Raw genomic sequence first — 20,212 nt, 5'->3', positions numbered from 1 at the left:
GATCTTCGCTATTGTAACGATATATTGCGAACACTTCAGAATTGTAACGGGGCGATCGCTACCCTAAAAAAAGTCTTCACAATTACCAGAAACACTCGAAATTTGCCATGTCTGACGGACAATCCACCCTCGAAACGCCAATTCTCCTGAAACCCAACACCCTCTGGCGGCGCACCCTCGAACAAACCCAACAGGCGATCGACTGCGGCGCCTTGCAACCCATCGCCACGGATTACGAATACATTGAACGAGGAGACGTGCGGTTTCTAGTGCGAATTGTCTCCAGTCTAGTCCGAAAAGAAAAAGCAAAAAATAAACGAGAAAAGCATTCAAAAGAGACAAAAAAAGATTTCAATCCATTTCTTCCCTACGAAGAAAAACTCTTTGTTGCCGATATTTCAAAAACCCATCTTTGCTTGTTAAACAAGTTCAACGTCGTCGAACACCACCTTCTAATCGTGACGCGCCACTTCGAGCATCAAGAAACCTGGCTCACCGCCTCCGACTTCGAGGCCATGCAAGTCGGGTTGCAGGAAATCGACGGTTTGGCGTTTTACAACGGCGGAAGAGAAGCCGGTGCCAGTCAGAAACACAAGCATTTACAACTGGTTCCCCTTCCCATGATGCCCGATGGGGGGCGACTTCCCATCGAGGAGGCGATCGCACGCACGCAGTACGACGCGCAACAGGAGGGCGACATCGGACAAACCCCCAGTTTTCCCTTCCCCCACGCCATCGCGCCTCTGACTCCCGACACCGACGCCGAAACCGTCTTACAAACCTATTACCGCCTGCTGAACGCCGTGGGGATTCTCGAGGGGGAACCGACGACAGAACGCCAAACTCAACCCTACAACCTCTTGGCGACGCGAGAGTGGATGCTCGTCGTTCCCCGCGTTCGAGAAGATTTTCAGGGGATTTCCGTTAACGCTTTGGGATTCGCCGGAGCTTTGCTAGTGCGCGACGAAACCCAGTTACAGCAACTGAAAGCCAGCCAACCGCTCAATATCCTGACCCACGTGGCTAAGATGGAAGAAGAAGAGGACTAGCCTCGTTTTCACGTTTTAAGGAAACCCAAACACCCATGAAAGCTGTTGTTGGAGCCAGAATCGTAGTTCTCGGAGTGGGGGCGGTGATGGCGGTAACGAATCCCGGCGAAGCTGCTTACGACGCCTATGCAGGAGAGAAACTGTCTGTGTATTTGAAAGAGGAAGCTTGCAGTCAAGCGGGGCGGTTGCAGAGTCCTTGTGAGTCCCTGGTGGAGTCGAGTCAGCCGGAGTTGCAACGCCTTATTGCCAACAACACCGATCGCCAAAATTTTCTCCTGTTCAGTCTCTACCATACGGAGTTTGCGGTGCCGATTCCCGGTATTCCCTCTGTTGAAGCCCACACCATCGGCGGGTTTCGACAGTTTCATATTTATGAGGTGAAGACGGAAAAACGGTAGCGCGATTTTCTGAATACTCTTTAAACTCTGAATTCCTGCCAGATCCCCGGCATCTTGGAGATGCCGGGGATCTTAGATGAGATCCTAGATGAAACGAAGTTAAGCAATTCTACTTACCTCAACCCCTCGAAATGTAAAGTTTTGAGAACTACCCCTTGCCGATTTGTTTAATCGCTATACAGTGATTAAAGTATAAAAACGCTTCGGTTAGGCATATGAGTAGCAATTTAGCCAGTCTTTTACGGGAAGGGACGAAACACTCCCACACCGCAGCGGAAAACACCGCTTTTATGAAATGCTTCCTCAAAGGAATTGTAGAGCGGGAGCCGTTCCGCAAGCTCCTAGCGAACTTATATTTGGTCTATAGCACCCTTGAGGAAGAAATCCAAAACCATTTGGACAATCCCGCCGTCAAAGGGATTTACTTCCCCGAACTCAACCGAACTCAGAAACTCGAAGAGGATCTCGCTTACTACTACGGCGACAACTGGCGGGAACAAATTGTCCCGGTGGAAGCCGGAAAAGTGTATGTCGATCGAATTCGGGAAGTGGCCCAAACCCAACCGGAACTGTTGGTGGCCCACGCATACACCCGCTATATGGGGGATTTGTCCGGCGGACAAAGCCTGCGAACCATCGCACGTTCGGCGTTAGATTTACCCGAAGATAAAGGAACGGGGCTGCACGAATTCGACGCCATTGCGACGCCGGAAGCGCGACGGGCGTTTAAATTCCGCTATCGCGACACCCTCAACGCTTTACCGGTGTCTGACGATATCGCCCATCGCATGGTGGACGAAGCGAACTTGGCGTTTGAGCTCAATCGCAACGTCATGCACGATTTGGAAGACGAAGTGAAAGCCGCCATCGGCGACCACGTTTTCGATTTGGTGACGCGCCAAGACAAGCCGGGAAGTACCGAACGGGCCCCCGGTCAAGCCGCGAATATGGTTCCGACGGAGTAGTGTAGGTTGGGGCGATGGTATGGAAACTCAACGGAGACGAGGGTTTTTTGTTGGGTTTCCCCGTTTTAACTAACCTACATTTTCTAACTTTTCTGATTTTCCTGAGTTTTAGCTGAAAGTTCCGACCGACACGGATAAATTCTTAACTCGATCGCCGCTTTTTTTTGGGATTTATCGATCGAAAATTCCATTTTTTATAACCGTTAGGCCAACAAGCCTCGGCGATCGAGTAAGAATTTTTTCTCGAACTTTTTTTTCAGACCGAACTGTTTTCTGAAATTCCAGAAAATTGGGAGTTTAGCAAACTGCGCTAAATTCGACCGTTTCAAACATCGAACCTGTTTCAATATTCAGACCGAATTACCAAATTACCAATGGAAGCACTGACTCAAACCGTTCGTTTCAATTCCGATCTCCTCGTTAAATACGATCGACCCACACCTCGCTACACCAGCTATCCCCCCGCCACGGAACTCCACGAGAAGTTTACAGAAGAAGAATTCAAAGCGGCCATCGAACGAGGCAACGCCAAAAAAACGCCGCTTTCTCTCTATTTTCACATTCCTTTTTGCGAAAGTGCCTGCTATTTTTGCGGCTGCAACGTGATTATCACGGGATTAAAAGATCGCGTGGTCAATCCCTATTTAGAATACCTGTTTAAAAACATCGAACGGACGGCGGCGTTAATCGATCGCGATCGCCCGGTGGTTCAACTGCACTGGGGCGGCGGGACGCCGAACTACCTCACCCCGGAACACGTGGAAATGTTGTGGAACAAAATCCACGAACATTTCACCTTTGCCGAGAACGCGGAAATCTCCATCGAAGTCAATCCCCGCTACGTCGATCGCAACTACATTCACTTCTTAAGAAAACTCGGCTTCAACCGCATCAGCTTCGGCATTCAAGATTTCGATCCCAAAGTGCAGGAAGCCATCAACCGCATCCAACCCGAAGAAATGCTCTTCAACGTCATGAGTTGGATTCGCGAAGCAGAATTTGAAAGCGTCAACGTCGATCTCATCTACGGTTTGCCTTACCAAAGCTTGGAGACGTTCCGCAACACCATTGAAAAAACCCTACAACTCGATCCCGATCGCGTGGCGGTGTTCAACTTCGCCTATGTTCCCTGGATGAAACCGATTCAGAAAAAGATTCCGGTAGAAGCCTTACCCCAGGCGGCGGAAAAACTGGACATTTTCCACATGACGATCGACAAACTCACCGAAGGCGGCTACGTTTTCATCGGGATGGATCACTTCGCCAAACCTGACGACGAGTTGGCGATCGCGCAACGGGAAGGGGTACTTCACCGCAACTTCCAAGGCTACACCACCCAGCCGGATTCCGAACTGTTTGGATTTGGCGTGACGTCTATCAGCATGCTGCACGACGTTTACGTGCAGAATCACAAGCGTCTCAAAGACTTCTACAAGGCGATCGATCGCCAAGAACAACCCATCGAAAAAGGCGTTCACCTCGCCGAAGACGATAACATCATGCGCCGTGAAGTCATCATGGAACTGATGTGTCACTTCCGCCTGGACAAACGGGAAATCGAAAACAAATATCTCATCGATTTCGATACCTACTTCTCCGAGGAAGAAAAGGGGTTGAAAGACTTAGAAGACGATGGCTTGTTGATGAACTTCCCCGATCGCATTGAAGTCACCCCCAGCGGACGACTTCTCATCCGCAACATCGCTTTTGCTTTCGACGCTTACACCAAAGAGATCCAACACCAACGCTTCTCGAAAGCCATCTAATCCTCTCTCCATCGAGGCGTATGAGGGTACGCCTCGATTTTTCTCCTTCTCCCTCCGTGTCCTCAAGCTCTGGTGTGGTGAAATTCCTTTAATTTCAAAGCTTTAAGATAATCGATCGAGATTCCCATCGCGTTCTATTGCGAAATTTTTCTAAAGATTTTCAAACTAAATCTCGATCGAATTCGATAAACTCTGCCATTTGTTTGTCCAAACCTTGTCCTTCTAGACTTCGATCGAAAGCCCTATGAAAATTTTAATGATTCAACCCAACTACCACTCCGGCGGCGCAGAAATTGCCGGAAACTGGCCCCCGAGTTGGGTTCCCTACGTCGCAGGTGCCTTGAAAAACGCGGGATTCGACAACGTGCGGTTCGTCGATGCCATGACGAAGTACATCGACGACGAAACCCTCGGCACAATCATCGAAGCCAACCAACCCGACGTGGTGATGGCAACGGCGATTACGCCGATGATTTACCAATCCCAAAAAACGCTGCAAATTGCTAAAGAAGCCTGCCCCAACGCCGTTACGATTATGGGGGGCATTCACCCGACGTATATGTATTCCGAGGTACTGCACGAAGCGCCCTGGGTCGACTACATTATTCGCGGTGAAGGAGAAGAAGTCACGGTGAATTTGATGCGGGCGATCGAAAGCGGTTCCGACAAACGCGATCGCCATGACATCAAGGGAATCGCCTTTCTCGAAGACGGAAAAGTCGTCGCCACCGAAGCCCATCCCCCCATTTGCGATCTCGACACCCTAGATCCCGACTGGAGTATCCTCGATTGGAACGATTACTACTACACGCCTCTCAACGTGCGTTTGGCAGTCCCCAACTACGCCCGAGGTTGCCCCTTCCGCTGTCGCTTCTGTTCCCAGTGGAAGTTCTGGCGGAAATATCGTTCTCGCACCCCGGAAAAATTCGTTGACGAAATCGAAAAACTCGTCAAAGAATACAACGTGGGTTTCTTTATCCTCGCCGACGAAGAACCCACCATCAGCAAACCTCGCTTTATCGCCTTGTGCGAGGAAATGGTGAAACGCGATCTCGGCGTTCACTGGGGTATTAATACTCGCGTAACGGACATTTTGCGGGACGAAAACGAGTTGGCATTATATCGCAAAGCGGGCTTGGTTCACGTTTCCTTGGGAACGGAAGCCGCCGCTCAACTCAAACTGAATTTGTTCCGCAAAGAAACGACGATTGAAGAGAACAAACGGGCGATTAAACTGCTCAAAGATAACGGCATCGTTGCCGAAGCGCAGTTTATCATGGGGCTGGAAAACGAAACCCCCGACACCATTGAAGAAACCTATCGCATGGCGCGGGATTGGCAGCCGGACATGGCGAACTGGAATATGTTCACGCCCTGGCCGTTTTCTGAGTTGTTTGAAGATTTGGGCGATCGCGTAGAAGTGCGGGATTATTCTCAGTACAATTTCGTGACGCCGATTATGAAACCGGACGCCATGGAACGGGAAGACGTTCTTAAAGGGGTGTTGCGGAACTACGCTCGTTTCTATCTGTGGAAGACGTTAGAGTATTGGTTTGTTAAAGATCCCTTCAAGCGCAAGTATTTGCTGGGATGTTTGAAAGCCTTCGCTCAAACCACTTTGAACAAGCGTTTTTATAACCTCAGCCGCGTCAAACAGAAAGGCTTGGGGATGGAAATCGAACTGGGTTTCGACGAAACGAAAATTCTCTCGCGGGAAGAAATCGCCAAACGGAAACAGGAACATCCGGAACTGGCCGCAGACGTGGATTTTGCGGGAACGGTTTCCGCTTGCGGTGCGCCTCGGGATTTGGAATATAACGAGGACGAGGCTAGTTCTCAGGATTCCGGTTCTCAAACCATGAAGGTGTAGGAACGCCAGATCGATCGTTTCCCGTAGAGATGTTGCGTGCAACGTTTCTACGGGATTTTTATTGTGTACGATTCATGCAATTCTCGTGATGCAATTCTCGGTCAAAAAAACCGGGTTTCTGCGTAAATCTATTGCAATTTTCTCACCCCAATCACCCGTTATAAATAATCTTATAGGTTTGAAAAAGCTGTTGGGTTTAGCTTTCGTTTCACCCAACCTACGAAATTTGATTGTTTATCGCTGAACGAACGGCGAGATCGGGAAGTTAAGCGAAAACTCTATTCGTTGCACGGGGTTCGTGACGTTCAGTCGAGTATTATCGATTTCAATACCGCGCGTATCACTTTGTCTCCACCTTGTCTTGAAGAAAAACTTCACATAAGCGATGGACTATCCTTCGTTAAAGATATTTTCAACGAAGAGTCTGGGGAGGCGTTGCAAATTGACGATCTGAATTATAGCTTAATTAACGATGGAATTCAACTACAAGCCAAACTTCACGGCGAACGCCGTTTTGTCGGACGAGTCGATCTCGAATTCGCGCAAGATTTGCTCGTCAACCTTCAAGATGGAACTATCAATCTCCAAGCCGGAGAATTGAACGTAAGTAGTCCTGATATTCCGGTCAGTCTCGTAAAAAGTTCGATTTCTCAAAAAATCGAACAACAAATCGCTAAAATCGACGGGAAAGATATTGAAGAATTGCTGTCCGACGATGACAGTAGCTTAATTCAAGATACAGAACTCGATCCCAAGGTAGTGAAGCTGTTAACGGAAGACGACGGAAAGATTTTTAACGCTCGCTTCGATGGCGAGTCAGGATTAATCCTTTCTGTCGGAACGAACTAAAGCTTTTCTAACCCCCCTTTGCCAACTTCCAACATTCCCCCGCGATCGCCCAATCCTCCTGAGCGCGAATCACCAAAACTCGCACCGTCGAATCCACCGCCGCAATATCCGCATCCTTCACAGACGCGGCGTTTTTGCGCGAATCGAGTTTCAAACCCAAAAAATCTAACCCCGCACAAGTGGCCGCCCGCACGTCGGCGGAATTTTCCCCCACCCCGGCGGTAAACGCCAAAACATCCAAACCGCCTAACTGGGGAATCATCGAGGCGATCGAACTCTGCAACCGAGAAACATACATCTCAAACGCCAACTTGGCGCGATCGCTTCCATTTTCCATGGCCTTGAGGATCGATCGCATATCCCCCGACTCCCCAGAAACACCTTTGAGTCCCGATTCCTTATTCAGCATTCGATCGACGCCCTCAAAATCGAACCCTTCCTCTCGCATCAAATACATCGGAATCGCCGGATCGATCGAACCACTACGACTTCCCATCATCAACCCTTCCAACGGCGTAAAACCCATCGTCGTATTCACGCTAATACCATCGCGAACCGCCGCCAGCGAACACCCATGTCCCAAATGACAAGTCACAATTCGCAGCGATTCCACCGATTCCTCGAGGAGTTCCGCCGCCCGTTCCGCACAGTAGCGATGGCTGATACCGTGAAACCCATACCGACGTACCCCCTTCTCGAACCAGTGATAGGGAATCGGATACGCCGCCGTAGATTTCGGCATTTGACTGTGAAACGCCGTATCGAACACCGCCACCTGGGGGATATCTCCCAACACCTCCTCCACCGCGAGGATTTCCTCCAAATGTGCCGGATTGTGGTTGGGGGCTAACGGAATCAAATCCTCGATCGCTTGTTTCACCCCTGGCGTAATCAGCGTGGCGTCCGAATACTCCGTTCCACCGTGAACCACCCGATGGCCGACAATCGCGATTTCCGACAAGTTCTCGAGAACCTGAGTTTCCCCCTGCACCAGCGTATCCAGCATTTCCCCCAAACCGTGGGCCCGGGCGTGAATCGAGAGTTCGCTTTTCTGTTTCGTCTCGTTGGCTTCCACCGTTAACAGTCCGTAGTCCGTTCCCACGCCCCAATCGATGGTAGCTTCCCAAATCGGCTCTTGAGGCGTCTCGGGAAACCCCACATCAGGAACATCGTACAAACAGCTTTTCTGAGAACTCGAACCAGCATTCAATACGAGAATCTTCATCATTGAAAATTGAGAATTGATAACTTCACTCCATCACCCCATCACCGCATCACGTCCCCGGTCGCGTGCGAAGGTTTTCGTCGAGATAAGATCGATCGGCTAAGGCATGCATAAGAGGTCCGTGTTCGCGGAATTCGACCACACTCACGCCGCCAACGGGCATGGCGATGCGATCGCGGAACCGTCCCGCATCGATTCCCAGCAAGCTACAAATCATGATGCGAATGGTAGCTTTGTGAGAAACCACCAAGACATTACCCGTCTCGTGGCGTTCCTGAATTTCGCGAATTACCTCCGAGGAGCGACGGGCGACTTCGATGCCCTTTTCGCCGCCCGTGGGGGCGTTCCAACCGGGATCGGTCAACCATCGGATGTAATCATCGTGAAATTCCTGGTTGACTTCATCGGGGGTTTTACCTTCCCATTTTCCATAGGCGAGTTCTTTGATTCCTTCGCGAATCTGGGGCGTTAAGCCAGTTCGATCGCACAAAAACTTCGCCGTAGAAAGGGTTCGTTGCATGGGACTGACGTACACCGCAGCCCAATCGAGATCGGCATAAGTTTCAGCGAACTGATGCGCCATTTTCGACCCGTCTTCCGTTAAATCCGGATTGAGATCGCCGCAATATCCGCCGATTTTACTGTGGGTGGTTTCGCCGTGTCGGATGAAGAAGAGTTTCATGAATCGTTACCTTGCGTTCGACAAGCCGATCGCCCCAGCCGGGGAGAGACGCCGACGCCGGGAATCGGGGGGCGAGGCGTCGTCGGCTGACCGTCCCGACTGCGGGTCTGGCGGTTGCGTCTTCGACAGGTGCTAAATCTTGTGTTACCCTTCCTGGGAAATATCGCGATCGTTACCAACAAAGGTTACTCCTGAAAATTTAATTTTTACGTTAACTTCCCGTTAAGGATTTTCTAAATCTTAGTCTTTTCTCAACTTTCCTCAATATTTAACAAGTCCCGCTTGAAATTTCTAGGGTATGTGAGCTAAAGATAAAATTAAACGTCCCGCTCCGAAAGGGGTTGTCGTCGCTGAAACTCTTTCAAGGTAGGGTTTTAAAGACGATGGCGACAGCCAGGACGACAAAAACTTTAAGTTTTCTCCAGAAAATTTCCCAGTGCGATCGCTTACCATTGTTAGCAATCCCGAAAAATAGAATCGCAGGATTGCCATCCTCTCTTTATCATAATCCTTCCGTACAAGCCTCTACCCAAAGGAAGATATCGCAACACCCCAAACAGACTGCGATCGCCGAGAATATCTTCCTTTCAGTTGAATAAAATTCAGCCAAAATTGACGAACTCACAGGACAATTATGACTTTAACCCCCACCAAACCCGTCTCAAGCCAAACCCCCCTCAGCCCCGACGAACTGCAAAAAATCCATGCCTACTGGCGAGCTGCCAACTATCTGGCCGTTGGCATGATTTACCTCAAAGCCAACCCCCTACTGAAAGAACCCCTCAAACCCGAACAGGTTAAAAAACGGCTTCTGGGTCACTGGGGATCGAGTCCCGGCTTGAGCTTCCTCTACATCCACCTCAACCGCCTCATCAAAAAATACGACCTCAACGCCCTCTACATCGCCGGCCCCGGTCACGGCGCACCAGGCGTCCTCGCCCCGGTGTACCTCGAAGGCACCTACTCAGAAATCTACCCCGACAAAAGCGAAGACGAAGAAGGGATGCGAAAATTCTTCAAACAGTTTTCCTTCCCCGGCCATATCGGCAGTCACGTCACCCCAGAAACCCCCGGTTCCATCCACGAAGGAGGCGAACTCGGCTATAGCCTCTCTCACGCCTTCGGTGCCGCCTACGACAACCCCGATCTCATCGTAGCGGCGGTGGTCGGCGACGGCGAAGCCGAAACCGGGCCGTTGGCAACAGCGTGGCACTCCAATAAATATCTCAACCCCATCCGCGACGGTGCCGTGCTGCCCATCCTGCACCTGAACGGCTACAAAATCGCCAACCCCACCCTACTCTCGCGAATTTCCGCTGAAGAACTCGAGAGCCTTTTCCGAGGCTACGGGTACACCCCTTACGTCGTCGAAGGAAGCGATCCCGAGGCCATGCACCAGAAAATGGCGGCCACTTACGAAGAGTGCATCGCGGAAATCCGCCGCGTGCAACAAGAAGCCCGTCAAAGCGGCGTGGCGACGCGCCCCCGCTGGCCGATGATTATTTTCCGCACTCCCAAAGGCTGGACGGGACCCGAAAAAGTCAACGGCCACAAAGTCGAAGGCTTCTGGCGGGCGCACCAAGTTCCCTTGGCGGACGTTCACAAAAACCCCGAGAACCTGAAACAACTCGAAGCCTGGATGAAGAGTTACAAACCCGAAGAACTCTTCGACGAAAACGGAACGTTAATTCCCGAACTGAAGGAACTGGCCCCGAAAAACCACCGCCGCATGAGTGCCAACCCCATCTCCAACGGGGGATTGGTGCGTAAAGACCTGAAATTACCGGAGTTCCGCAACTACGCTGTGGACATCCCGTCGCCGGGTCATGTGGAAGTTGAAAACACCCGCATTATGGGGGAATTTCTGCGAGACGTGATGCGGAACAACATGACGAATTTCCGCGTGTTCGGTCCTGACGAAACCGCCTCCAACCGTCTCGGGGCTCTCTACGAAGTCACTCAAAAAGCCTGGATGGGGGAAATTCTGCCTGAAGACGCCGACGGAAGCCTTCTCTCTCCCGACGGACGGGTGATGGAAATGCTCAGCGAACATACCTTAGAAGGGTGGTTAGAGGGTTATCTACTGACGGGACGACACGGCTTGTTCCATACTTACGAAGCCTTCGCTCACGTCATTGATTCTATGTTCAACCAACATGCCAAATGGTTGGACATTTCCAAACACGAAGTATCTTGGCGTGCGCCCCTGTCCTCGTTGAATATCCTGCTGTCTTCGGTGGTATGGCGTCAGGACCATAATGGTTTCAGCCACCAAGACCCCGGTTTCATTGATTTGGTGACGAATAAAAGCGCCGAGGTGACGCGGATTTATCTTCCGCCAGACGCCAACTGTTTGTTGTCTGTTACCGATCACTGTTTGCGGAGTAAGAACTATGTCAACGTCATCGTGGCGGACAAGCAAAAGCACCTGCAATATTTGAGTATGGAGGATGCTATCGCCCACTGCACCAAAGGGATTGGTATTTGGGAATGGGCGAGTAACGACGACTGCGGTAAGGAACCGGACGAACCGGACGTGATTATGGCTTGCTGCGGCGACATTCCCACGATGGAATCTTTGGCGGCGACGGCGATTCTGCGGGAAGAGTTTCCCCACATCAAAGTCCGGTTTATCAACGTGGTGGACTTGTTCCGTATGCAGTCGGAAGGGGAACATCCCCACGGACTCTCGAACCGAGATTTTGATAGTTTGTTCACTCCGGACAAACCGGTCATTTTCAACTTCCACGGCTATCCCTGGTTGATTCACAAACTCACTTATCGCCGCAGCAATCAAGAACGGATTCACGTTCGCGGCTATAAGGAACAGGGGAATATCAACACGCCGTTGGAGTTGGCGATTCGCAACCAGATCGATCGATTCAATTTGGTTATCGACGTCATCGATCGCGTTCCCAAGCTGGGTTCTGCGGGGGCTTACGTCAAGGAACGGATGAAGAACGAAATCATCAACAACCTGCATTACGTCCTCGAACACGGAACGGACAAACCCGAAATCACCAACTGGAAATGGCCGTATTAGGGAGATGAAGAGGCGATGAGGTGAGGTGAAGAGGGACGAGTCAAGACAGTTCGCCGTTTCTCTTCATCCCCTCATCCCCCCTCATCCCCCTTGCCCGAATTGATGTTGTAACTAGGAGAAAATATGAGCGATCTCATCGCAGTTGCTTACGATGACGAATTTAAGGCTGAAGAAGTACGCCTCGCACTGATGAAGTTGCAAAAAGAGCATCTCATCGAACTCGAAGACGCCGCCGTTGTCGTGAAAAATCAAAAAGGTAAAGTCAAACTCAATCAAGCCATCAATCTCACCGCAGCCGGAGCCGCCAGCGGTGGATTTTGGGGCTTGCTCATCGGCGTTCTGTTCCTCAGTCCGCTTCTCGGCGTCGCTGTCGGTGCGGCGGGGGGTGCCATTGGTGGCGCTCTCAGCGATATTGGCGTGGACGATGATTTTATGCGGGAACTGGGCGAGTCGATGACGCCGGGAAGTTCGGCGTTGTTCTTGTTGGTTCGGAAAGTGACGCCGGACAAGGTTCTCGATGAAGTGGCGCAGTACGGCGGAAAGGTGCTTCGCACGTCGCTGAGTAAGGATCGCGAGAATCAGCTTCAGGAAGTCTTGTCGAATCGAGGGATTGCTTTGGAGGAAGCGCCTGCTTAGATCTCGGTTCGGTTTCGTGCGTTTTCACCCCCGGTATCGTTGAGATACGGGGGGTTTTTGACTACTCCCCGCGCTGAAGCGACGGGGATTCCCCGGAGGGATTTCAGAACTTCCGACTTGTCGGACTCATAGGCGAAGTCAAATACGCCTCTATGGGTTGCCCAAAGGCTTCCCTTTACTTGTTTGCGATCGCCTTTGATCTCTCGCCGATGGAACCACTTTGCTACCGACATTTCTGCGTGATGCAAGTCTGCCCTCACGGGATGTTAAGCCCCTTCCATTCGGGTTATCGAGAAGGTAATTCAATTATATCACTGCGGCTAAAGCCGCACGAGTCGCGTTTCCGCCCCGGATTAAAATCACGGGGCTACCACGCTCCCGGACTCTTTCGTGTTGCGACAGGGTGGGATTGGGGCATCCCCTCATCCCATTATCTCTTCATCCCATTATGTCCTCATCAATGATGGTGTCCGTAAGCGCCGGATTCGGGCTGAAAGGGGGCGGTTTCTTCGCTAACCTGGACGCCAAGCTGTTCTAACATTCTTTTTAATACGGGATCGGGGGAGAGGCGCAGGTAATTTGAGGCGATTTCGAGGGAAACGTGGCGGTTTCCCAGGTGATAGGCGGCGCGGAGTAAGTCTAAGGGGGTGGCGGCGGTGACGGTGAGGACGGGTTCGGGTTTGGCGAGGATGCGAACCCAGCAGTCGCGGCTGTCGGGTTGCAGCCAGTCGCCGTCGCGGAGGACGGTTCCTCGGGTTAGCCGTAAAAAGAGGGTTTCGCCGGAATCTGCGGTGAAGCGGTGTCGGCTGCGGGTGCGATCTTCGGCGCTGAGGGAAAGGGTAAAGTCCGGGTCGATCGACTCCTGGGGACGCACGATTTGGGTTAAAACGAGCATTTTTAAACGTTAATCGCGTTTTTTGTTTATTTTAAGGGATTTTTTTCTCTTTTTTGGTGAACGCAATAGATTTTTTTATATATGGAGTTTTTACTAAGATTTGAGGTTATAAGCAGATTTTATGCCCCCTATCCAGATTTTGTATTAAAACTTACAAATTACACCATAATATCCGAAGACCCAGATTTGTGGACTTCTTTGCCAAAAGCATTGAGAGTCAATTGGCATAAGATCGGGTATTTTCAAGGGATCTGCTAGATCCCTGCTTTCGATCTCGATGTATGTTTTAGACGCAGATTTGGGATTTGACTGCGATCGTCGCGATAATTATCTTACTTTTAGGTGGCTTTAATGTTTTTTGCAAAAAAATAGAGGTTTTTGGGCATAATCTCTCTATTTTTGCCTTTTATTCGGTTTTTTTTGCAAGAGAGAACCGCAGTATCTCAACCGATAGTAATTTTTATATATCGTAATGTTACTTAACTTAAGTTAATCTGATAACTGAAAAACGCGAAATTTTATCAGTTATTTGTTGAAGAAAGGGACAAGTAAATTTTTTGAGAGTTAGCATGGTTATATCCCTGGTCGATCGAACTTATATCGAACTTATCTGGTACTGATGCAAACCGCTCTCTAACCCAGTAGAACACCATTTTAGCCTGAGAGGGATCTGTAGAGAGAATCGTTTGGGAATCGAAATCGAGTCATGAAAAGTTAAAACAAGAAATGAGGCGTTTTCAGCCCAAGTCAGGAATTTTTCTTGATATCTTTTATCTTTTTGCTAAAATATAGAGTTGCGCTCAATCGTTTTTTTAAAGAAAGATGCCCGAACGAAGCCTAATTTTAATTGTAGATGACAATGAAGACGATTATATTATTGTCTCTCGATTGGTATCGCCAGAGTATAAAACTCTCTACGTTCCTCAGTTATACGAAGTCCAGAAAAAACTGGAAGAACGCAAACCAATCTGTATTTTATTGGACTATCATATGGGACTTTACAATGGCATAGAAGTGTTAAGAGACATCAAAAAATGCGAACCGGGCAAAAAAACGCCCGTAATTATGATAACAGGAGAAAAAAACTATCGCATTGTTGTCGAATGTATGAAAGAAGGGGCGGCAGATTACTTAGTCAAAGAAGACTACACAAAAGCCCGAATCTTAGAAGTCATTGCCAAGGCGATTAAAGCCAGCGACCGCGAAACCCGGATAGAGCGAGAACGAGAAGAAGCGAAGAAACTGGCGGAAACCGACGAGTTGACGGGGGTTTGGAACCGCCGCTATCTTCTCGAAAAATTAAGGAATAAAATCGAAAACCGACAGTCCCAAATTCAGTCCCTCGATCGATTTGCCGTTGTATTTTTTGATGTCGATCGCTTCAAATCCATCAACGACACTTACGGCCATCTGGCCGGAGACGTTCTCCTGAAAAATATTACCGCGTTCGTCCAAGAACAAATTCGCGATTACGACTTTATCGGACGGTACGGAGGCGACGAATTTATCGTGGTCTTGAACCAAAATTCAGACAGCCATCGGTCTGATTTCCTCCTCCATGCTTGTCGGCGTCTCGATGAAATTCGTCAAGCGATCGAACGTCGATCGATCTCGATTCCCGAGGGAGATCGACCGATTCACATTTCCCTCAGCATAGGCGTGACAGAATTTTCCGGACAACCGACGACGGTCGCAGATATTTTATCCGAAGCCGACAAAGCCTTATACCACGCCAAACAACAGGGACGAAACCGCGTCGCCTACTTTTCCCAAGGACAACTCTATTTATTCGAGTCCGATTCCTCCCCTTAAACACCTCCCGTCGTCTTTCCCCGAACCCACAACAATGCAACATCCCTCAAACCGCCATTTGTCTAAGGCAGATTCCCAGCCTAAACTCGCCAAGCCTCCAGTTGCGGCGACTTCTATCGATCGAATCCCACCTGCGATGTCTGTACCTCAACCCGACTCCTCCTCAATCGATCTCGAAACCGGATTGACCGACATCCTCGATGTCATGGAAGCGCAAGTGTGGTGTCTTCACGACGCCGAAACCTACGGATTAGCCAACCAAGCCCACGCAGATTTCCTAGGATTGCCCAAATCCCAAATCCAAAACCAGCCCCTTGAAACCTTCCTCCCGAGAGAAGTCGCCCGAACTTGCATCAAAAGCAATCGCCAAGTCTGCCAACAGCGACAAAGCATCGTCTTAGAAGAATGGGTTCCCAACGCTACGGGAGAAGCGCGATTGCTCTCCATTACCAAAACTCCGCGACTCAACGGCGACGGCGAGATAACATCTATCGTCTGCGTAGCCATCGACCTGACCGAACAGCGGCGCGTTCAGCAAGAACTGAGAGAGAGTCAAGAACGGCTGGAACTGGCGATGGACGCCGCCGAACATGGCTTTTGGGATTGGAACCTAACCACCAACGAGGTGTATTACAGTCCTCGCTGGTACACCATGCTGGGGTACGAACCGGAAGAACTTCCCATGAAATTTGAAACCTGGGAAATTCTCTTACATCCCGAGGATGGCAAATGGGCGGTTCCCGTGGTTCGCGCAGCCGTCGAACGGGGGAGTTTGTTCGATATTGAATTCCGAATGCGGTGTAAAAACGGCAGTTGGCGGTGGATACGGGCCAAAGGCAAAAGTTACGAAAAAGATATCTCCGGGGTTCCCCACCGCGTCGTCGGAACTCACGAAGACGTTCACCATCTCAAACAAACGGAAGCTCTCCTGGCTATCGAGCAGGAAATCGCCCTGTCCCTGGGGTCTACCAGCGATCTCCAACAGGCGCTCGATCGATTGCTGGATTTGGTGTTACAAATTGACGCCCTCGATTGCGGCGGCGTCTATCTGCGAGACGACCGTACCGGCCAGTTCGAGTTAGTCGTCCATCGCAACCTCTCGCCGGATTTCATCGACGAGGCGAAACATATCGAACTCGACTCCGCTCAAGGGCGGTTGTTGGTTCAGGGAAAACCCGTTTACCAACACTATGAGAAGCTGGATTTAGACCTAGAGAACGATACCGTTCGCCAAACCGAAGGCTTGCAGGCGGTGGCGATCGTTCCCATCTGCTCCAACACCTCAGACTGTCCCGGCGATTCGGTGGTGGCCGCCCTCAACCTCAGCTCCCACAGCCACGACGACATTCCCGAAACCGTCCGCCACGCCATCGAAAGCATCGCCACCCGCATCGGGGAAACGGTGGTGCGGTTGAAGATGGAAGCCGAATTGCACGAAAGTCGGGAAAACCTGCAAACTCTCTTCGATACCCTGGAAGACTTTCTGTTTGTCACCGACCAAGAGGGCAAGATTTTAAAGGTCAATCCCGTCGTGGAACGGCGACTCGGCTACAGTCGCGAGGAATTGCTGTCGATGACGGTGTTGGAGGTTCACCCCCCAGAACGACAAGAGGAAGCGACTGAAATCGTGGCTGAGATGATGGCCGGACGCCGCCAGTTTTGTCCGATTCCGTTGCAGGCCAAAGACGGCAGCTTAATTCCGGTGGAAACGCGGGTCAAACTGGGTCGCTGGAGCGAACGCAACGTGCTGTTTGGTATTTCTCGGGATGTTACCGAACGCAAACAGGCTGAAGATGCCTTAATCGAAGAGCGACAGTTGTTCGTGGCTGGGCCGACGGTGGTGTTTAAATGGCGAGCTGAGGAAGGCTGGCCGGTGGAATACGTTTCTCAAAATCTGTTCGAGCAATTGGGCTATCGCCCGGAAGAGCTGATGTCGGGACGGTTGCGTTTTACTGAATTCGTCCATCCTAAAGACCTTGAGGGGGTGTTGGCAGAGGTGGAAACTCATACGGCGGCGGGAAACCCTTGCTTTGAGCAAGAGTATCGACTGCGCCACGCTCGGGGACATTATTTGTGGGTTTACGATTTTACGACGGTGGTTCGGCAAGCGGACGGTACTGTGACTCATTATTTGGGCTATCTCCAAGACATCAGCGATCGAAAAGCGGCGGAGGCGGCACTTCGCAACAGCGAAGCTCGCTGGCAGTTTGCCATTGAGGGAACGGGAGATGGGTTATGGGATTGGAACCTGCAAACTAACGAGGTGTTTTTCTCCCGCCAGTGGAAAGCTATGTTGGGATACGAGGAGGACGAGATTGAAAACGGCATCGAAGCCTGGGTGTCGCGGGTGCATCCGGAGGACTTGCTCCGTTGCCAAGCAATGTTAGAACGACATTTACGGGGAGAAACGGACTGTTATCAAGCCGAGCATCGGGTTCGCTGTAAAGATGGCAGTTATAAATGGATTCTCGATCGCGGGAAGGTCATCGAACGCACGGAAGAGGGACAACCGCTGCGAGCCATCGGTATTCATTCCGATATTAGCGATCGCAAAGCGGCGGAGGCGGCAATCCTCGAACAGGAGCAGTTTCTCCGCAGTATTTACGAGGGGGGGGAACAGTCGATTTTCGTGGTGGATGTATTGGAGACGGGGGCGTTTCAATTCGTCGATCTCAATCCGGCGCATCAAGCGTTAACGGGATTGTCGGCGGCGGACTTGTGCGGGAAAACGCCGCAACAGGTGTTACCGCTGGACATCGCCGAAGCGGTTTGTCAGCGATATCGTGATTGTGTGGAGGCGGGGGAAACGATTTCTTATGAGGAATGTTTGCCGTTTCATGGGCGCGAGACTTGGTGGATGACCAGTTTAACGCCGTTGCGAGATGGGGAGGGGAGGATTTATCGCCTCATTGGAACCAGTATTGAGATTAGCGATCGCAAAGCGGCCGAAGTGGCGTTACAGGACAGCAACGAGCAATTACAAGCGTTTTTGGATAATTCCCCGGCTCCGGTTTGCTTGTTCGACGAAACGGGTCGATATCGGCGCGTGAATCGATCTCTTTGTCAGTTAGTCGGTCGGTCTGAAACGGAAATTGTCGGCCGTCATTTTGAGGAAGTGTTGTTACCGGAAACGGCGGCGATGTTTAGGACGCGTATGCGGCGGTTGGCGGAGACGGAAACGCCGTTGGTGGTTGAAGATTGGATTCCCGGCGATGGAGGCCAGCTCGTGTTTCAGTCGGTGTTGTTTTTGGTGCGGAAACGTCAAGGCGCTCCCAGGTTGTTCGGGGCAATCGCCACGGATTTAACTGAGCGCGTCGAGGCGCAACGGGCGTTACAGTTGCGACACCGCCACGAGAAGGGATTGGAGTTGTGTTCTCAGGCGTTACTCGGCGGCGAAGAGGGGGCGATCGATCGGGCTTTGTCCTATTTGCGGAAAGCGGCGGGGGTCGATCGTCTGTATCTGTTTGAAAATTTTGAAGACCCGGATAAGGGACTCTGTATGCGACAAATTCACGAGGCGGTCGCACCGGGAGTTTCTTCGGAATTGGATAACCCCACATTTCAACATCTGAGTTATGGAGAGATTGGAATTGAGGAAGTGCCGACGCAACTGGAACGGGGAGAATCGATCGCTGCTGATGTTGCGGATTTGCCCGAACGCACTCGTCAACTCCTCAAGTCCCAAGATGTGGTTTCGATTGTACTGTTACCGATTTTTGTCGATCGACAGTGGTATGGATTTATCGGTTTCGATTCGCTCTCCCCCCGTCAATGGAAAGAGGAAGACCTGCGCCTGTTGCGACTGGCCGCCGAACGGATTGGCAGTTATCTCGATCGACAAAAAGCCCACAAGGAAATTCAGACAGCACACCAGCGGTTGTTGTCGATTTTTGACGGACTTGAATCGCCCGTTTACGTCAGCGATCCCGCCACTTATGAGGTGTTGTACGTCAACGAGGCCACGCGGCGTAATTTCGGGCAACCGGGCGCTCGAAAATGTTACCAACTCTTGCACGACCGAAGCGAACCCTGTCCGTTTTGTCCCAAAGAACAGTTGTTTGGCAATCGATTCGGACAACCCTATACTTGGGAACATCACAACGAAATCGACCGGCGTTGGTATCGCTGTACGAACAAGGCGTTAAACTGGCCCGACGGACGGTTGGTCAATCAGGGGATTGCCGTCGATATTAGCGACCGCAAGTATGCCGAGGAAAAACTACAAGAGGTCAATCAGAAGTTAGAAGATTATACGTACACCATCAGCCACGATTTGAAAGCGCCGATTCGACGAATTCGCTATTTCGTACAATTTCTCAATGAAGACTACAGCCAAACCCTCGATGAAGGCGGACGAGATTATATTTCTCGTATTTTGAAATCGACGGAAAAAATGACACAAACGATCGATGATTTGTTAGTTCTATCTCGAGTCGGTCGCCAGGATGTCGAGTTTAAAACAGTTGAGATTCGATCTATTCTCGAGAAAATCTACCAGGATTTACCACACAATTCGGAAAATGTCAAGCTAGAATTTGGGGAATTACCGAGCGTATTTTGTCAGCCGACTTGGATTTATGTGCTGTTTGAAAATTTAATTCAAAACGGTATTAAATACAATCAAAAATCCCCGAAGAAAATAAAAATTGGCGCTCGGGAATGGGTCGATCGCTTCGAGTTTTGGGTTGAAGATAACGGGTTGGGAATTCCGCCGAACTGTCGCGATCGCGTCTTCGATTTGTTTCAGCGAGTTCACCTGGATTTAGCTATCGATGGCAGCGGGGCGGGGTTGGCCATTGCCAAATCGATCGTCGTCGAACATGGCGGACGAATTTGGATCGATTGGAGCGAAGTCGGCGAAGGGACGAGAATTAAATTTACCCTGTCCAAATATCGGTTCGATCGGCGATCGTAACCCCCTCGCGGCGGTTTTGCTCAATGAACGGCGCGATCGTCCCGTAGGGTGCGTGACTTGAAAAATCGGGTGTCGAACCTCAAACCGAGTACTCGTCACGCACCGAC

13 protein-coding genes are annotated in these 20,212 nt (G+C 50.6%); 10 read left to right on the top strand and 3 right to left on the bottom strand.

Annotated features, from left to right (window positions below):
• Positions 1-107 precede the first annotated feature (107 nt).
• The 6 genes from ACP5D4_RS03765 (at position 108) to ACP5D4_RS03740 (ending at position 6,897) form a co-directional block, all read left to right on the top strand.
• The gene (locus tag ACP5D4_RS03765; protein WP_428010291.1) at positions 108-1,049 is read left to right on the top strand and encodes an ATP adenylyltransferase family protein; all 942 of its coding nucleotides are present in this window, start codon (positions 108-110) and stop codon (positions 1,047-1,049) included.
• A 35-nt stretch (positions 1,050-1,084) separates the two neighbouring features.
• Positions 1,085-1,447 (top strand): DUF4359 domain-containing protein, encoded by a 363-nt coding sequence (locus ACP5D4_RS03760; protein ID WP_428010290.1) that lies wholly within the window; start codon positions 1,085-1,087, stop codon positions 1,445-1,447.
• 215 nt (positions 1,448-1,662) lie between these two features.
• Positions 1,663-2,412 (top strand): heme oxygenase (biliverdin-producing), encoded by a 750-nt coding sequence (locus tag ACP5D4_RS03755; protein WP_428010289.1) that lies wholly within the window; start codon positions 1,663-1,665, stop codon positions 2,410-2,412.
• A gap of 374 nt (positions 2,413-2,786) precedes the next feature.
• Positions 2,787-4,178 carry an oxygen-independent coproporphyrinogen III oxidase gene (gene hemN / locus ACP5D4_RS03750; protein WP_428010288.1) on the top strand — a complete coding sequence of 464 codons (1,392 nt, stop codon included), beginning with the start codon at positions 2,787-2,789 and terminating at the stop codon, positions 4,176-4,178.
• A gap of 244 nt (positions 4,179-4,422) precedes the next feature.
• The gene (bchE, locus tag ACP5D4_RS03745) at positions 4,423-6,048 is read left to right on the top strand and encodes a magnesium-protoporphyrin IX monomethyl ester anaerobic oxidative cyclase (protein ID WP_428010287.1); all 1,626 of its coding nucleotides are present in this window, start codon (positions 4,423-4,425) and stop codon (positions 6,046-6,048) included.
• A 345-nt stretch (positions 6,049-6,393) separates the two neighbouring features.
• Entirely contained in the window at positions 6,394-6,897 is a 504-nt protein-coding gene (locus ACP5D4_RS03740; RefSeq protein ID WP_428010286.1) for a hypothetical protein, read from the top strand.
• 7 nt (positions 6,898-6,904) lie between these two features.
• On the opposite strand, the gene ACP5D4_RS03735 is transcribed toward ACP5D4_RS03740, so the two are convergent.
• Both ACP5D4_RS03735 and ACP5D4_RS03730 read right to left on the bottom strand, forming a co-directional pair.
• Entirely contained in the window at positions 6,905-8,122 is a 1,218-nt protein-coding gene (locus tag ACP5D4_RS03735) for an acetate kinase (RefSeq protein WP_428010308.1), read from the bottom strand.
• A gap of 49 nt (positions 8,123-8,171) precedes the next feature.
• Positions 8,172-8,804 (bottom strand): histidine phosphatase family protein, encoded by a 633-nt coding sequence (locus tag ACP5D4_RS03730; RefSeq protein WP_428010285.1) that lies wholly within the window; start codon positions 8,802-8,804, stop codon positions 8,172-8,174.
• A 634-nt stretch (positions 8,805-9,438) separates the two neighbouring features.
• Here ACP5D4_RS03730 and ACP5D4_RS03725 point away from each other — a divergent pair.
• Positions 9,439-11,847, top strand: coding sequence for a phosphoketolase family protein (locus ACP5D4_RS03725; RefSeq protein ID WP_428010284.1), 2,409 nt, complete (start codon positions 9,439-9,441; stop codon positions 11,845-11,847).
• A gap of 123 nt (positions 11,848-11,970) precedes the next feature.
• A complete protein-coding gene (locus ACP5D4_RS03720; protein WP_428010283.1) occupies positions 11,971-12,483 on the top strand; it encodes a DUF1269 domain-containing protein in 513 nt (170 codons plus the stop codon).
• A gap of 457 nt (positions 12,484-12,940) precedes the next feature.
• Here the strand turns inward: ACP5D4_RS03720 and ureE are convergent, their stop codons facing one another.
• Entirely contained in the window at positions 12,941-13,378 is a 438-nt protein-coding gene (ureE, locus tag ACP5D4_RS03715; protein WP_428010282.1) for an urease accessory protein UreE, read from the bottom strand.
• Positions 13,379-14,200: 822 nt separating this feature from the next.
• Between ureE and ACP5D4_RS03710 the strand changes: the two genes are divergently transcribed.
• Together ACP5D4_RS03710 and ACP5D4_RS03705 are read left to right on the top strand one after the other, a co-directional pair.
• The gene (locus tag ACP5D4_RS03710; protein WP_428010281.1) at positions 14,201-15,190 is read left to right on the top strand and encodes a GGDEF domain-containing response regulator; all 990 of its coding nucleotides are present in this window, start codon (positions 14,201-14,203) and stop codon (positions 15,188-15,190) included.
• Positions 15,191-15,326: 136 nt separating this feature from the next.
• Positions 15,327-20,105 (top strand): PAS domain S-box protein, encoded by a 4,779-nt coding sequence (locus ACP5D4_RS03705; RefSeq protein WP_428010280.1) that lies wholly within the window; start codon positions 15,327-15,329, stop codon positions 20,103-20,105.
• The last annotated feature ends 107 nt before the right edge of the window (positions 20,106-20,212 follow it).

The organism is Baaleninema sp., from assembly GCF_049974805.1.
Classification (GTDB): Bacteria; Cyanobacteriota; Cyanobacteriia; order Cyanobacteriales; family Geitlerinemataceae; genus Baaleninema.
This window is presented reverse-complemented; position numbering and strand designations above follow the sequence as displayed.

Coding starts and splice junctions, on each gene's coding strand:
- ACP5D4_RS03765 (WP_428010291.1), top strand. CDS start 108: ATGTCTGACGGACAATCCACCCTCGAAACGCCAATTCTCCTGAAACCC.
- ACP5D4_RS03760 (WP_428010290.1), top strand. CDS start 1,085: ATGAAAGCTGTTGTTGGAGCCAGAATCGTAGTTCTCGGAGTGGGGGCG.
- ACP5D4_RS03755 (WP_428010289.1), top strand. CDS start 1,663: ATGAGTAGCAATTTAGCCAGTCTTTTACGGGAAGGGACGAAACACTCC.
- hemN (WP_428010288.1), top strand. CDS start 2,787: ATGGAAGCACTGACTCAAACCGTTCGTTTCAATTCCGATCTCCTCGTT.
- bchE (WP_428010287.1), top strand. CDS start 4,423: ATGAAAATTTTAATGATTCAACCCAACTACCACTCCGGCGGCGCAGAA.
- ACP5D4_RS03735 (WP_428010308.1), bottom strand. CDS start 8,122: ATGAAGATTCTCGTATTGAATGCTGGTTCGAGTTCTCAGAAAAGCTGT.
- ACP5D4_RS03730 (WP_428010285.1), bottom strand. CDS start 8,804: ATGAAACTCTTCTTCATCCGACACGGCGAAACCACCCACAGTAAAATC.
- ACP5D4_RS03725 (WP_428010284.1), top strand. CDS start 9,439: ATGACTTTAACCCCCACCAAACCCGTCTCAAGCCAAACCCCCCTCAGC.
- ACP5D4_RS03720 (WP_428010283.1), top strand. CDS start 11,971: ATGAGCGATCTCATCGCAGTTGCTTACGATGACGAATTTAAGGCTGAA.
- ureE (WP_428010282.1), bottom strand. CDS start 13,378: ATGCTCGTTTTAACCCAAATCGTGCGTCCCCAGGAGTCGATCGACCCG.
- ACP5D4_RS03710 (WP_428010281.1), top strand. CDS start 14,201: ATGCCCGAACGAAGCCTAATTTTAATTGTAGATGACAATGAAGACGAT.
- ACP5D4_RS03705 (WP_428010280.1), top strand. CDS start 15,327: ATGTCTGTACCTCAACCCGACTCCTCCTCAATCGATCTCGAAACCGGA.